Genomic DNA, 13,334 nt, shown 5'->3' on the forward strand with positions numbered 1-13,334 from the left:
TCAGAGGAAGTGCCCTTTTATTATTTAGTTTGGACTTGCATTGTTTATAATAAAGTTTGATTAAAAATCCTGTCTATAACAGGATTTTTTTGTTCGATAATAAGACTATTTTATTGAACAAGAGGCGACATAGAAACAAAACTGGTGGTTTTAATTTACCTAACGAATTCTGTGCTATTATTGCTATACTAAGATTCGATGAGTTTTTAACGGACTTAAATGTTCATCATGAAGAAGGAGAGAATGGAATGGTTACAACAAAGACCAAAGAAAAGATTGCAGCACAAGATCTAGAAACTGATACAACAATTGTTGAACAGCTAGCGTATTATCGAATATTAGCCCCGCTAGAAGTGAGATCCCTCTTATCTCGTCTTGATTTAAGTGGAAAGAAGTCTATTCCCCTAGATTTAACGCAATTTAAAAATAGAGATTTAGAGCCCTTCTGTAACACTTTTATAGAAGAGATAGACAAACAGTCAAAACACTTTACCGAAGCATCCGAAAAGGAAGAAGCTTCGAATTACAAAGTAGATTTTGTTAACATGCAAAAGGCAGCTTTTAATTTATTTGAAGGGATGATCCACGTATATGGTATCCCAGACGACGGTATTAGGTTACCAGTGGAGGAAGCTAAGTTAGATGAGTTAAAAATTAGAAAAAATGAAGTGGTCTACATGAACAGTGAATCCACCTTTGTTACTTACCAAATTATTGAAACAGAGAAAGGATTCAAAGTCGTTATAGAGGATACTTTAACGTTGGATTTTGATAAGAGAAAGAAATCTGGTGTATTCCATTTAGAAAAAGTAAAAAGCCTCAGTTCCTATATGAAATGTTTACGGTTAATAAACTATTACATACAGCGCAATAAGTTTCCATTTCAATATTTAAAGTTATCTGGCGGAACATTAAATGTAAAGGGACATCTCCAACAAATTGAAAAAGAGATTGAATATTACAAAGAACTGATAGATATTTGCAATCAAATTGGAATAAGTGAAAATTATATATTCGATGATAAAGAGGACTTACCTTCCCTATTCAATGCTATAATCAATATCTTTAAAAATAAACAATATAGCTTGCTTAATATTCGTCAAGAAAAACTGAAAAAAACGGAGATAATCAACATTGAACTTTCTAAATATGTGAAACTAGCATTAGTGTATGCAGATAGATGTTTCCTTAGCCTTTATAGTGAAGAAGCGTTAAAAATAATGGATAGAAATTCGTCTATAACAGATGTAGCTAGTAACCAAGGGAAGGATATTGTTAAATCTGTTATGTTACCTGATAATCGGGAAAATTATGACCAAAAAGTAAGCATTTTCGCTTCTCGAAAAATTGAAGAAATGGTGAAAGATACAAACTTTGATTTCGAAATAGTGAAATTGTCTTTTGCCGATGAACATCATGATATACAAGCTGACTTAACAATTACTAGTTCTTTAGGCTATATAGACTTTTATGATAAAACCCTCGATGAAAATTATTTAAAACTTGCTCTTGATCTAAACCAACGATACTTAGCTAAGTATCCAGAAGATGATATTGCAAAGGTTAATATTTATCTCATTAAACTCAAGCAAGGCTATGAATTACCAGAAGATGAACAAAATGATCTTTATAACATAAAAGCAAGAGCAGAAATGGATAACGAGCAAACAATATGTTTTGCATGCGAAGTATTGTTAAAAAATAAGGCAGAAGCAAGGAAATTATTTGATACTCTTCACGATGAGGACAAAAAAGAGCTGATAGAATTTCCAATTTACCGTTTTTATCAAGACTTGGAGTAGTATGCTCATTTTCTTCTGTATATAGGTTGCTAGTAAACTTTTATAAAAATTTTTATGCTTAATAACAATAAATAAACCTTATTTAACCTTGTAGGGCCTACAAATCAAAAAAATCCTCTACTTTTAGTTTTGGATCAATTTTTTTTAGGATATTCATAACTTTCTTTATTGTAGAACCAGATGGAATATAACTTGAATCATTATAAATTTTACTAACAGTTTTTCTGTTTATTTTAGTTACTTTTACTATTTCTGTTTGAGTATAGCCTTTGTTCATTAAGTATTTTCCTAATTTACTTTTTTTAGTGATTTTAGGCATACTAACACGCTCCTTTTTATAAAGGATGGACGCATTTTTAAAAAACTATACATTTTTGTGAAAAAAAGTACGCAAAAAATTTCAACTACAACATATAATAAACTACAAAACAAAAAGTATATGAATATTGCTTATGCAAAGTTAGAATAATGTCGATATTTTTGGCATAATCATATAGCATGAATACAGTTAAGACCGCCTTATACACTGATACATATTGGGCGGTCTTTGTTATCGATATTCTTTGAAATTGAACTTTACCCAAAAAACCTTTTCTCTCTAGGTAGAGGGAAAAGGTTTTTTGGGTGTAAATATTAGATAAAGAGATAACACCATTCTAGCGAATCATTTTTCAAAAAAGGTTTTTAACCACTTATAAAAACTCTTCTTTTGTTGTTGTGCTTTTTTCAACGCCCGAATTTCGCGGGCCATTGAAATTAATTGACGTTCGCGTTCTTCAAATTTGGCATCGATATAACTTTGTATCTCTTTCATTTGTGCTTCGAATGGTTCTGAGATAAGGGTTTGTTTTTTAGTTGAAATGTTAGGTGGAGTGTCTGATACTAAGTTGAATCTTTTTGCAACGGTTATAACAGCTTTTTCTAGGGTGATTTCAGAATTGGCATAAATTTTTTTTAGTTCATGAAAGATGGTAACATCGTCATTTGTATAAGCTAATCTACCTTGGTTTTTTGTAAACTGAACACCAATTTTAGAAAAATGGAAGTTGTATTTTCGTATAGTTGATATGGGTAAACCAAGTATATCAGCTAATTCTTCGGTGGTATATGCTGCCTCTGCGGTTATTACTCTCAACATATGATCACCTCCTCTTATCAAGAGAACTATTCTAGGTATATACGTTAAAACCTTCAATTAATAAGAAGATGAGATATTATACTTGTAATGCTATTGTTACTATAATAATCGGTATTCCCAATTCAGGGTATGTTACAATGTTTAGCTCTTTAATAACGTCATAGATTAAATATTTGCCCTCTTCCCTCATCATGATGGTTTTTCCTGCTTCAGCGATGCATTTAGCCATATAAACATAAACTATTTAAAGAGATTAATCTAATTAGTTATTAAATAATGTTATCTTAATTTTAAAGTGTAATATCTACTGGATTTGAGTCAGTAATTTAGATATAACAAAGTTGTCATGATAATAGATGAGCTAATTGGAGCATTGATAAATGTTAGAATTTTATTTTTAGAGAATCAAATCTTTTGTTATATAAAAATCTATTTTTAAATTCCTGTTTTATTTAGGAAATTATAAATCTATAAACTCGGAAATAAAACAATAATGATTCATTTCCGGTTTTATTAAATTTAAAACATCTTAGAGTTGTGTTTGTAAAAGAATAAATGAATTTTCTTTTAAATTATTGATTTTTTGCACGTTGAAGTTTTTAATAATTCTCTAGCATGTTCATTATAATTAAGCAATGAAATTCAGTTAATCATGAAAATAATATTAAAATGATAATTAAAGCAATCATAAGTAAATTCCGATTTAGATATTTTCATGAAATTGATAAATAATTAAATAAAGATATTATTGTTTTTCTATTTTTTATTAGTTGACAAAATAAAAAACCAGGAATGATTTTTCCTAGTTTGAGAATAGCTTTTGCCATAATGTCTTCTTTTGATTTTGTTCTTTAATCAACTCTTTTTGAGTATGAGTAAATGCATTTAAAAGGTCTTCATCTCTTTGTTTTAATAACTCTTTTAGATTAGTATTTATTAGTTCTTCAAGATTCTGTTTGCTTTGATTTAAATCTTGTTCAGCTGAATTATCTTTTAGCGTTTCTTGAGTTTTTCTAATGCTTTCAAGAAGAACTTTATCGCGTCTTTTTAGACTGTTTTCTATGTATGCTTCTAAGTCTTTATTTTCTGTTTTTACTTCAATCATTTGCTGCTTTGTTGCTGCAATTTCTTTATTTGCATTAGCTAACTCTTTTTGAGTAGAAATAAGTTCTTTTGTTAGAAGCTCCAATTTTTCAGAAAGAATCCTGTTAAATTCTATTTGTTGTTTCTGGCCTTCAATTAGGTGATCTATCTTCTTTTCTAAAATAGACCGTTCTACGTGGTCATTAATAGTCATTTCTTCGCCATTACGCCATTGTTTCACTTGATCCCAGGACCAACCTTGCTCATGAATTTTCTTCTTTATACTGTTAAGTGTCTCTAGATTCTCTTTTGTAAACCTTCTATGACCTTTTCCATAATCAGTGCCTGTCCATTCTGTAATAATATTGAATTCTTCGCACCATTTACGAAGCAAATCTCCAGAGATACCCAGTATATTTACCACTTCTTTTGGTAAGTACAATTTTTCAGACATAACTACACCTCCATATGTCAATTAATAATTAATATAATACAAGAATCATGCAATTGATTTCGAAGTGAAACGTACCATGAGATTATTAACATAGATTCTAATAATATTGTTATTATCTCATTATTGATTCTATATTAACTGCTAACTTATCCTATGTAAATCTTAAAGCAATAATAATATAATAACTGATTCCTGAATAAGATTATCGTTTTATCTTTTAATCAATAACTGTCATTATTGATTAAAACGAAACGGAAAAAACTTATTATTGATTTAATTATCGTTTAAATTCATTTAAGTTGACCTTAAGTTCAACAAAAATTGTATTTTAACTGAAAAAGAAATTACTTTTTTATTCTCAAACGTGAATTCCTTTTTTAGTTCATCTCAAGTTTAACTCAGATTTGGATATCAGAACACGCAAATGGGATAATAGGTACAAAATTGTATTATTTAACTAATGATATATCAAAAATGGAAGGTGAAATCATAAAGTAGATGAGCTATATGTAGAAAGTGGCTTTCAAGATAAATAGATAGCAAACAACTATGAAAGGGGACACTTTATAGTTGCTTGCTGTCTATTACGAATAACAAGCGATAATTAGATAAAAAGCTTTATTCTTTAGATTCATACACTACAGGAAGCTTATCCATTTTAACTGTTTTGGCCACAATATAACGACGATAGCCATCTTTTAAGACCTTAGAGCCTTTATCAATCGTTAAAGGCTCATCTAAGTGTCCAATCCGTTTTACAAAATCAATAACCTTTTGCGTTTTTTCAGGGTTTGGGCGTGTCTTTAGGAAGGCTTCAGGAACAATTATTTCATCAAAGCTCACAACATCCTGTGTTCCTATTGGTTGAGTTGGTAGTTGCTTCTGTAGTGATGCAGTCTGCTGCTCTTGAACAGACGTTTCTTTCGCTTCTGGCTGTACCGTTCCAGGTTCCTTTTTCTCTACTTTTGCTACGAGTTGAGAAGCAGACTCCTGTTTTTCTTCCTGTTTGGTAGATTCACTGTTTTTTGTGCCTCAGAAGGCGCAGAAGCCTCTTTTTTCGTTTCTTTTTTATCTTTCGATTCATTTACTTCTTTATCGTTTTTATTCGGGAGAATGGTAATCTGGAAGCAGATGACGCCAATTTCCCCAGGGCACTCGTCGATTGGAATATCTAACGTGGGTTCTCCTTGTATTAAGATTTTTTCATGCATGTTAGTCCGGTTTTATTAAAGGCTTCTTCGCAACAAACACCGTATACGAAATAAACGTACTCTTCTTTAAACCTTTAGGCGCAGAAGGTGAACCTTTTTCTCGCATATCAAAGGCAACGTAACGATCGTATTCTCGTAATGGGCCTGTCGCAGATCCTGTTAGGGTCATTTTATGGGGCATCGTAATCCCCTCCTACATAGATTTTCGGTTATTGTTTATTTAGAACATATATCTAAATAAACATAATCTATTTAAATACCAGTTTCTAGGGGATTTCTACATTTTTTGATTAAGAAACTGATCCTTTGAACTGTTCATGTTGGTGCAGTAAGGCTTGTTCCTCTGGTGTTAAGGCTTGTCCTAGATCCTGTTTCAGCTGCGCCATTTCGAATGAACTGTACGTAGTACTGTGCTCTTGGAGTACGTTTTCTTCTTCTGGCGTGAGTTCTTGCCCTAAATCGTGCTTTAATTGAATCATTTCAAGCTGTTGATCCAGAGAAATAGCTTCTTCTTGTGTACACTCTTTTTGCTCCTGTTCAACTTTTAACCAAGCAGGAACCAATTCCTTACGGATGATATGTTTAGGCGTAAATCGTGCTGCTGTTTCAGCTTTAGTATGTATGTCTGACTCAGATGATTGTTCTTCTTTATTCTCTTTTGATAGATTTGTAAATTGATTGTAGGCAATTTGATAAACAAGACGGCACATGTCATCCAGTGATAGGGGAGTACCCTTATGATTCGCCTCATGGACATATTTATCTAAGCCTACAATGGTTGTATAAGCGACTTCATGAACTTGTTCTTTCACAATCTCACTCTTTGTATCTCGTTTTACTGCTTTTGCCGCATTTTGAATACGCGCATAAAAATCTTTTAGTTGATGACCATATTTACCTGCGTACACATGATTTACTTTTTTAGGTACACCTTTGATATACGTAAATGACTGTGAAGCAGATATTAAATGATTATTTAAATGATTTTTAGGTAAATCAAGGTTAATAAAGGGGGACGATGTTTTTTCGTCCTCAAAGCTTGGTGTATCAACGTTTTCAGCACGTTCTGGACTTGTCACAGGAGTTGTCACAGGAGTTGTCATTTCTTCTTGTTGAAGTGTTTGTACACCTGTTGTGTCATGGGCAAAAAAGATTTCATCACAAATTTGATCAAAATTCGTATGGCTTTTAAGGATAAACACATAGCTATCAGGATGAGCACCTGTGGTATCTTCTTTGATATAACGTGCCACGATCATAAACGGTGTTGCCTTTAAAGACTTCACAAAGCGAGAAACGGTACTTTGGGATACTTCAAATTTTTGCATAAGTGTTTTTGAGTGAATCGCTTGAATGCCTGTAGCAACAAGGTTATAAATCACGTAATCTAACATTTCCATCCGTTTTTTAGGGAATACTTTATGTAAGGCTACTTGTTGTTGTTTAAAGTATGTACGAAGTGTTTCTAAAAACGCTTCTTTCTTTTTACGAAGGGTCGGTTTTTCTTTCCATAACCATGTGAATCGTCCATTGAAGGTATTTACATCTTGTAAATAGCAGGTAAAAAGCTTTGTCATTTGTTCATCTTCTCCTTTAAGGAACACAAAAAAGACATTGTCTCCCTTGTAAAAGGAAAACAATGTCTTAATTAAGATAAACTAAGCCCTTGAAATAGATGTCAATTTCGTATAAAATAAAACCATAAGTTTTATTTTGTACAAAACTAACTCCATTAACAAGAGACTTCGACAAGTGTTTTCCCTACCGTTTCTAGGGGGAACGGTTTAAGAGTGTTGACGCACTACTTAAACAGTTGAAGTCTTTTTTCTATCCGCACGTTTTTGTTAGTTATATTATAGCGTTAAGTCGTCTCATAATTCAATAAAAATTAGCAAAATATATCAAAACAAGTATATTTAGCTACGAGTGATCCTATATTGCTGTAGGAATCACCTTTATCATATATGAGTTTTTGAGAGTAGGGGAGGGGAAAAAAGTTTCCCCTCCTCAAGTATTCTAAAGTATGTTATGATGTTTAGCTTTTGTTATTTTTGGAAATTTAGTGAATGAATACAACTTCAATGTTAAGGGTAAATGGGCATTCTGGGTAGTGCCATTTTTTATAGTACTTTTTCTAAAAAGGGACTATAAAAAATGACACTATGCAAAATTTCAAAAGTATGATATAGGCAGCTTCTACTTATAAATGTAGAAGCTGCTTTTTTTATTCATGTGTGAGGGGAAAATGGTCCTATTGGAAAATTAGGAGTCCCAAGTGGTGAGCTTACTCATGAGAAAATTAGTGCAGTTCCATTCTTTTTTGTTTATATTTGAATCTATTACAAATGTCAGATATAGTGTCGCCAGGATATCTAATTTTTTTAAAAGCATGTAATCTTGAATGTATTAATATGTGACTATATCGAGTGAAATCATCCGGCCTTTCTATTCACCATCCCTATACTTCCTCATCAATTCTTTTAACATATCATTTAAATTTTCTATTGAAATTAGACAACGTTCCATCGCCTTACTTTTGATTTTAATTAAATTTTTAAGACGTTCTTCCCAGCCAGATTGTTGACTAGAAACAGCTAATGTGTGAACTAGTTTTTTGAAAATTTGTATCATGATTAATCATGTTTCTTTGCTAACTCATTAATTTTTTTTACGGCAATAGGACTAACATTTATTATTTGAAGTTCTATATTTTGTTTGAAATTCTTAAAATACAGGTGCCTTTTAAAAAATGGGGAGAAGAGCATAAGGGGTTTTTGCTATCACAGAGTGTGATAGGCTAGGCAGAGCCTAGCAAAATCATGATATCATGCAAAATCTTCAAGGAACCCCCTCAGCGCACCCTCAAATTGAAGGATAGTCCCTTCAGAGGCCCTTCAATAATCGCAACATTTTTGCCAGAAACCCCTTCGCCGACCCTTCATAGTTGATAAATGTCCCCTCAAGGGTCCCTTCATTTTGAAGTATTTTTTGAAAAAAATAAGACAGAAGAAAGCGATTTTTTTTTATTTTTTCCGCACGTTCATGATCAAAACGGCCATTTCATTTTGCTTACAATACAAGTGATTTACGCGTGCTTTTCTATGATTCATGAATCAATTTTTATTCTATAAAAGATCGCCGTTTTAAAAAAATACAAGTTCACAAGACGTCGATATTTATTTTTTTCATGTTCACATAAGTTAGAAAAAGATTTTATAAAAAAGAAAATAAAAAGCTATGGAAAAGTCGAGACAGAATCAAAAATTACGATAAAAAAGATAGGATTTAGTTCAGGGATGAAAGCATTCAGCTCTATTAAGATGAACAAAAAAGTTTGCAAGAAAAGCCGAAAAAGTTGAATGAAAAAGAACAAGATTTGGTCATGAAGTGAAAAAAGGCATGTTCACAGTAGGTTCACATGCCCTGTTTTTCTTCCAAATTTTGAGCTTTTGGAGGTTCACAGCAGGTTAACATGAGTGGTTTTAGGTTCACATTAGGTCCACAGCAAGACGGTTTTCTTGACCCCATCGTTTTGCTAGGCTTTGCCTAGCCTCACACCTATGGTGGGGGCAAAAACCCCTTATGCTCTTCTCTCTTTTGTAGTAGGGAACCACATTTTACAGGAAAGGAACGAATATCATGGATCTGTTCTTACGAAATATTAATCCAATTATTGTTGAAAAATAGATGAAATAGAAAAAGAAAACAAGGATTTTTTACTAAGATTTCTTTAAAAGTCATCCTAAAAAGGAGGGAGGTACAGAGAGAGATAAAGGATTATGAAAAAGGAGAAAAATAGAAATTATAAAACGGGTTTACGTAATTTTTTGCACGGAATAATGGAGCACATTCTACAACAAAAGAAACGCAGTACAAGAAATGGAACGTAAAAAAAAGTAAAAGTTTGGAGGCGAAGTGAAGGATAAGGAGTCTTCTTTTTTCATACTGGAAAGGTAGAAGAAGGGAAGAAGTAGCAAGCAAATCACCGAATCAAGATTTGATTATTATCAATAAGTACTACAACAAACTTGCTTATTTTTATAATGGCTATATCGAAATTGTTGATCCAGTAGCAAGAGGTCAAACATGCGAGAAAACACCTGTTGGCTTTTTTAAAGTCGTAAACAAGATTAAAAATCGTCCTTATTATACAGGTCATATATATAAGGTTTTATGTAATGTCTCCCTTCTTTCTTCCTAAATATTCTTTCTACTCTTTGTTTTTTCGACATTTTTTATACCTTTTCTTTTTTATAATGTAAAGTACATAGAAAGCATAAGATAAGAGGAGGAACGCAGATGAACATGGTAGCAGGTGTAGAAACAAGAGGAGGAAAGACGACCCTAAATGATGAAGAGATTGTTCAAACGTTTCAAAAAGGCGACGAAGATGTTTTCAATGTACTCGTAAGGAAATATGAGTATTTGGTCTGTTCAAAGGTAAAAAGCTACTTCCTAGTAGGAGGAGATCGAGAAGATCTCTTACAAGAAGCAAGGCTAGGATTATATAAAGCTGCCCGTGATTTTAAAACAGAAGGGAAGAGTTCATTTAGAGGATTTGCTGATCTATGCATTACACGTCAACTCATTACAGCTCTAAAGGCAAGCGCCCGTCAAAAACATTCCCCTTTAAATAATGCCCTCTCTTTAAACATACCTAAGAATTCAAAGCAATTGGAAGATGATATGATCCTTATGGAGATGCTTCCTCGTCCACGTGCCGTAAGCCCGGAACAAGCTGCTGTAGAAAGAGAGAATAAAAGAGAAAGGGAACAAATGTTACAAGAAATACTGTCACCTATTGAACAAGATGTATTCGCTCTATATCAGAAGGGACAAACATATATGCAAATCTCTCAGAATTTACATCTTCCTCAAAAAGCTGTGGATAATGCGCTTTACCGAATCAAGAAAAAAATGAAGCATCACATGCAGTGTCTGTATTTACAGCAATCATCCTGATAGACGTGGATAAGTTTCTATAAGCTATTCGTTCTAAAATCGCACAACGTCTATTGCATAGATACTACTTTTTTCTTTTATATGTTCTTTTATTTATAATAAGGATAACGATGAGTAAGCTAATAGAAGGTGATGGGAATGCAAGGACAACAATGGAGTATAAGGATGTTTAATGATGCAAAAGAAACGATACAATCAATTATCTATACATGGAATCCACTCTCTTTGCATGCTTCTGAGGAATATGAGTATGAAGCTACATGGATCCTTCCTATGGTGTACAAAGTCCCAAACGTTGAGAGTCTGGCGATTGAGATAACAGAAATATTAAATCAGTCATTTAATAGTACGTTAACAAAAGAGGACTGTATAGGAATTGCGCAGCAAATATGGGAGCAGATAAGAGAATAGATAAACGCACGCTCGTAGTTAGATAGGTGCTTAGGAAGAAGAGATTTCTTCTTCCTAAGTACCACTGCCGAGACGAGTTATGATATACACCTTTAGTTCCCATAATGGATTTTCTAGTACAATAAGTTTAAGAAGATACTAATTTTTTGTTTTCCGTTACACGAATATTATTTTCCATTATGAACAATCTACTCAAGACGCCGTGAAAGGGTCATTTACGACCATGATTCAACAAATAGAAAAAGGCTGCCTCATTTGACTGGAAATGAGGCAGTCTTCTTCTATTCTCAGGTTGTATACCATATGAAAATTAATCTCTTTTCTAGTCAATAGTATGCAAAAAAGCTTTTACCAAGTTGATTTAAATTAGACTGAAATTAGAGGGGATCGCTATTAAAATACATAAGTAATTGGGACTGACTTAGATAAAAGGGGAATAAATCAGCTCTTTTATTTACTTTTTCAGGGGGAGGTGTTTTTCATAAAGAAAGTTCTAGCACAAAAGTGTTGAATGGTGAAAAAAACGCCCCTAGACGGATGACGTGCTGTGAATTAAACTGTTTCATCGTTCATTTTTAGGAACTTACTTTCTAACTCTAATTGCTTCATTCTTCGTTGTATTCCTAGATTCTCTAAGTCTTTTTCTAATTCAGAAGATGAATCAATTCGTTCTTTAGCATTTCCCATTAGTTCTCTAGTAGTTGCCAACCTCTTTTGTTCTTTTGAATTCATATTAACCCCCCCTTCCTGGTGACTTGCTAAATTCGACATGGCAGATGAAATATCCTGTAAAAAGACATTTACCTAGAAATGCAACAGCAGTACAATACAAAAAAACATCCGTTTAGATAGGATGTTTTTATTCTACTCTTATTTCGTTTTCATCTTTATAGCCTGCTCCTGGCGAGCTTCAATTTTTTCTTCAATCTTTTCCATGACCTTTTTATCTTCTAGTATTTTATGTCTGTTTTCATTAACTAGGTTTTGAAAAGAGGGTTTCAACTTTCTCATAATGGCACTTCTTTCTTACTGTTTAGTTTAGTCCGTAGACAAGTATGATTATAACGATTAAATGAAAGAAAGCAATCATTTGCTATCGATATACCTATGTGTTATACTCCAATTAACTTGTTTTTGTTCGGTATAAGATTGAGAGAAGAAAAACCTTAAACAGAAGTTTTTATCTTGAAATAGTATGATTGGGCAAGAGAGGTAATACATTTGTGGAGTATTCCACAGCAGGAGGCAACATTATGACACAAGGTACAGTAAAATGGTTTAATGCAGACAAAGGTTTCGGTTTCATTGAAATCGAAGGCGGAGACGATGTATTCGTTCATTTCAGTGCTATTCAAGGTGAAGGTTTCAAATCATTAGAAGAAGGTCAAAAAGTTACTTTTGATATCGAGCAAGGTCAACGTGGAGCACAAGCTGCTAACGTTCACAAAGCATAATCAAAAGTGATAAAAAAAGACTCCTATGAAGGAGTCTTTTTTTATGGTCTTATAATTAGAAAACCATGATTTATCCACTATTATTCCAATAGAAAACCCAGACTTTTAAAAAAGCCTGGGTTTTAGTCAAGACGATCGATACAAGGTTAAACTAGTTATAACACACAATAGAAATACAAAGCAAACGTGAATATATTAACAAGTATTTGTAACTAAATAAATAGCAGTAATTTTTTGATCTTTGTAAAAACGTAGATATACATTATCTTCGATGGGGATTACGGGGGATTTTATCAATAAGCCGTTCCCCAGCTCTCATGTGATTTCCACACAAAGGGCATTTTTGATGATTATCGTAGGAGAAATCTTTTCTCATCCATCCCTTACAATCTTCTACTATACATTCCCACACTTCTGTTTGTTCTTGAGCTAAAGGTTCTTGATTTCTTTTACCGTAATAAGACATACTAATCACTACTCCTCTTATTATAGTATACCTTATAAAAGAGTACTAAATACTTTATACATTTTTTTCTATGCATATTTTTACTAGCATCGGTCTCTTATTTAAATTTTATAAAATAAGAGTAAAAGGCTTGGACATGAAGGTTAAGGTATAAAAATTAATTTTTGGTTAATAGTTGTTACTGTGATGTTTTTCAGAAAAAACTATTGACGTTTAAGTGAATATGTTTTATTATTATAAAGCGTCGTTGATACGACAACTTATTTTACGAAATATTGTACTTTGAAAACTGAACAAAGCGACAAACGTCAACGTTAATTTTTATTTTTAATTGAGCAATTCAAACATTTCTT

Annotated in this window: 14 protein-coding genes; 4 read left to right on the forward strand and 10 right to left on the reverse strand. The window is 32.6% G+C overall.

Annotated elements, in window-relative coordinates; translation table 11 throughout:
- Positions 1-248 precede the first annotated feature (248 nt).
- Positions 249-1,802, forward strand: a complete 1,554-nt coding sequence (locus ACLHDF_RS29120; RefSeq protein ID WP_413921886.1) for a DUF4365 domain-containing protein — start codon at positions 249-251, stop codon at positions 1,800-1,802.
- Between the two features lie 97 nt (positions 1,803-1,899).
- On the opposite strand, the gene ACLHDF_RS29125 is transcribed toward ACLHDF_RS29120, so the two are convergent.
- From ACLHDF_RS29125 to ACLHDF_RS29155, 7 genes are all read right to left on the reverse strand, one after another.
- Positions 1,900-2,121 carry a helix-turn-helix domain-containing protein gene (locus ACLHDF_RS29125; RefSeq protein WP_347396090.1) on the reverse strand — a complete coding sequence of 74 codons (222 nt, stop codon included), beginning with the start codon at positions 2,119-2,121 and terminating at the stop codon, positions 1,900-1,902.
- 345 nt (positions 2,122-2,466) lie between these two features.
- On the reverse strand, positions 2,467-2,940 hold the full coding sequence (locus ACLHDF_RS29130) for a hypothetical protein (RefSeq protein ID WP_413921887.1): 474 nt from the start codon (positions 2,938-2,940) through the stop codon (positions 2,467-2,469).
- Positions 2,941-3,742: 802 nt separating this feature from the next.
- Positions 3,743-4,477 carry a MerR family transcriptional regulator gene (locus tag ACLHDF_RS29135; RefSeq protein ID WP_413921888.1) on the reverse strand — a complete coding sequence of 245 codons (735 nt, stop codon included), beginning with the start codon at positions 4,475-4,477 and terminating at the stop codon, positions 3,743-3,745.
- Between the two features lie 618 nt (positions 4,478-5,095).
- Complete coding sequence (locus ACLHDF_RS29140) at positions 5,096-5,320, reverse strand: hypothetical protein (protein WP_413921889.1); 225 nt, start codon at positions 5,318-5,320, stop codon at positions 5,096-5,098.
- Positions 5,321-5,445: 125 nt separating this feature from the next.
- The gene (locus tag ACLHDF_RS29145) at positions 5,446-5,688 is read right to left on the reverse strand and encodes a hypothetical protein (protein WP_413921890.1); all 243 of its coding nucleotides are present in this window, start codon (positions 5,686-5,688) and stop codon (positions 5,446-5,448) included.
- Between the two features lies 1 nt (position 5,689).
- Complete coding sequence (locus tag ACLHDF_RS29150; protein WP_413921891.1) at positions 5,690-5,869, reverse strand: hypothetical protein; 180 nt, start codon at positions 5,867-5,869, stop codon at positions 5,690-5,692.
- Positions 5,870-5,978: 109 nt separating this feature from the next.
- The gene (locus ACLHDF_RS29155; protein ID WP_413921892.1) at positions 5,979-7,265 is read right to left on the reverse strand and encodes a replication protein; all 1,287 of its coding nucleotides are present in this window, start codon (positions 7,263-7,265) and stop codon (positions 5,979-5,981) included.
- A 2,722-nt stretch (positions 7,266-9,987) separates the two neighbouring features.
- Here ACLHDF_RS29155 and sigH point away from each other — a divergent pair.
- Complete coding sequence (sigH, locus tag ACLHDF_RS29160; RefSeq protein WP_413921893.1) at positions 9,988-10,650, forward strand: RNA polymerase sporulation sigma factor SigH; 663 nt, start codon at positions 9,988-9,990, stop codon at positions 10,648-10,650.
- Positions 10,651-10,788: 138 nt separating this feature from the next.
- Complete coding sequence (locus tag ACLHDF_RS29165) at positions 10,789-11,061, forward strand: DUF1871 family protein (protein WP_413921894.1); 273 nt, start codon at positions 10,789-10,791, stop codon at positions 11,059-11,061.
- A gap of 552 nt (positions 11,062-11,613) precedes the next feature.
- Here the strand turns inward: ACLHDF_RS29165 and ACLHDF_RS29170 are convergent.
- Both ACLHDF_RS29170 and ACLHDF_RS29175 read right to left on the reverse strand, forming a co-directional pair.
- On the reverse strand, positions 11,614-11,793 hold the full coding sequence (locus ACLHDF_RS29170) for a hypothetical protein (protein WP_413921895.1): 180 nt from the start codon (positions 11,791-11,793) through the stop codon (positions 11,614-11,616).
- A 138-nt stretch (positions 11,794-11,931) separates the two neighbouring features.
- Positions 11,932-12,072, reverse strand: a complete 141-nt coding sequence (locus ACLHDF_RS29175; RefSeq protein ID WP_080743162.1) for an FbpB family small basic protein — start codon at positions 12,070-12,072, stop codon at positions 11,932-11,934.
- Positions 12,073-12,314: 242 nt separating this feature from the next.
- Between ACLHDF_RS29175 and ACLHDF_RS29180 the strand changes: the two genes are divergently transcribed.
- Positions 12,315-12,515 carry a cold-shock protein gene (locus ACLHDF_RS29180; protein WP_013056497.1) on the forward strand — a complete coding sequence of 67 codons (201 nt, stop codon included), beginning with the start codon at positions 12,315-12,317 and terminating at the stop codon, positions 12,513-12,515.
- A 262-nt stretch (positions 12,516-12,777) separates the two neighbouring features.
- On the opposite strand, the gene ACLHDF_RS29185 is transcribed toward ACLHDF_RS29180, so the two are convergent.
- A complete protein-coding gene (locus tag ACLHDF_RS29185; RefSeq protein WP_413921831.1) occupies positions 12,778-12,981 on the reverse strand; it encodes a cold-shock protein in 204 nt (67 codons plus the stop codon).
- Between the last annotated feature and the right edge of the window lie 353 nt (positions 12,982-13,334).

Origin of the sequence: Priestia megaterium (genome assembly GCF_046599315.1) — a bacterium.
Lineage (GTDB): Bacteria > Bacillota > Bacilli > Bacillales > Bacillaceae_H > Priestia > Priestia megaterium_F.

What these genes read in the sequence shown, in the direction of transcription:
- ACLHDF_RS29120 (WP_413921886.1), top strand. Translation starts at nt 249, where the DNA reads ATGGTTACAACAAAGACCAAAGAAAAGATTGCAGCACAAGATCTAGAA.
- ACLHDF_RS29125 (WP_347396090.1), bottom strand. Translation starts at nt 2,121, where the DNA reads ATGCCTAAAATCACTAAAAAAAGTAAATTAGGAAAATACTTAATGAAC.
- ACLHDF_RS29130 (WP_413921887.1), bottom strand. Translation starts at nt 2,940, where the DNA reads ATGTTGAGAGTAATAACCGCAGAGGCAGCATATACCACCGAAGAATTA.
- ACLHDF_RS29135 (WP_413921888.1), bottom strand. Translation starts at nt 4,477, where the DNA reads ATGTCTGAAAAATTGTACTTACCAAAAGAAGTGGTAAATATACTGGGT.
- ACLHDF_RS29145 (WP_413921890.1), bottom strand. Translation starts at nt 5,688, where the DNA reads ATGCATGAAAAAATCTTAATACAAGGAGAACCCACGTTAGATATTCCA.
- ACLHDF_RS29150 (WP_413921891.1), bottom strand. Translation starts at nt 5,869, where the DNA reads ATGCCCCATAAAATGACCCTAACAGGATCTGCGACAGGCCCATTACGA.
- ACLHDF_RS29155 (WP_413921892.1), bottom strand. Translation starts at nt 7,265, where the DNA reads ATGACAAAGCTTTTTACCTGCTATTTACAAGATGTAAATACCTTCAAT.
- sigH (WP_413921893.1), top strand. Translation starts at nt 9,988, where the DNA reads ATGAACATGGTAGCAGGTGTAGAAACAAGAGGAGGAAAGACGACCCTA.
- ACLHDF_RS29165 (WP_413921894.1), top strand. Translation starts at nt 10,789, where the DNA reads ATGCAAGGACAACAATGGAGTATAAGGATGTTTAATGATGCAAAAGAA.
- ACLHDF_RS29170 (WP_413921895.1), bottom strand. Translation starts at nt 11,793, where the DNA reads ATGAATTCAAAAGAACAAAAGAGGTTGGCAACTACTAGAGAACTAATG.
- ACLHDF_RS29175 (WP_080743162.1), bottom strand. Translation starts at nt 12,072, where the DNA reads ATGAGAAAGTTGAAACCCTCTTTTCAAAACCTAGTTAATGAAAACAGA.
- ACLHDF_RS29180 (WP_013056497.1), top strand. Translation starts at nt 12,315, where the DNA reads ATGACACAAGGTACAGTAAAATGGTTTAATGCAGACAAAGGTTTCGGT.
- ACLHDF_RS29185 (WP_413921831.1), bottom strand. Translation starts at nt 12,981, where the DNA reads ATGTCTTATTACGGTAAAAGAAATCAAGAACCTTTAGCTCAAGAACAA.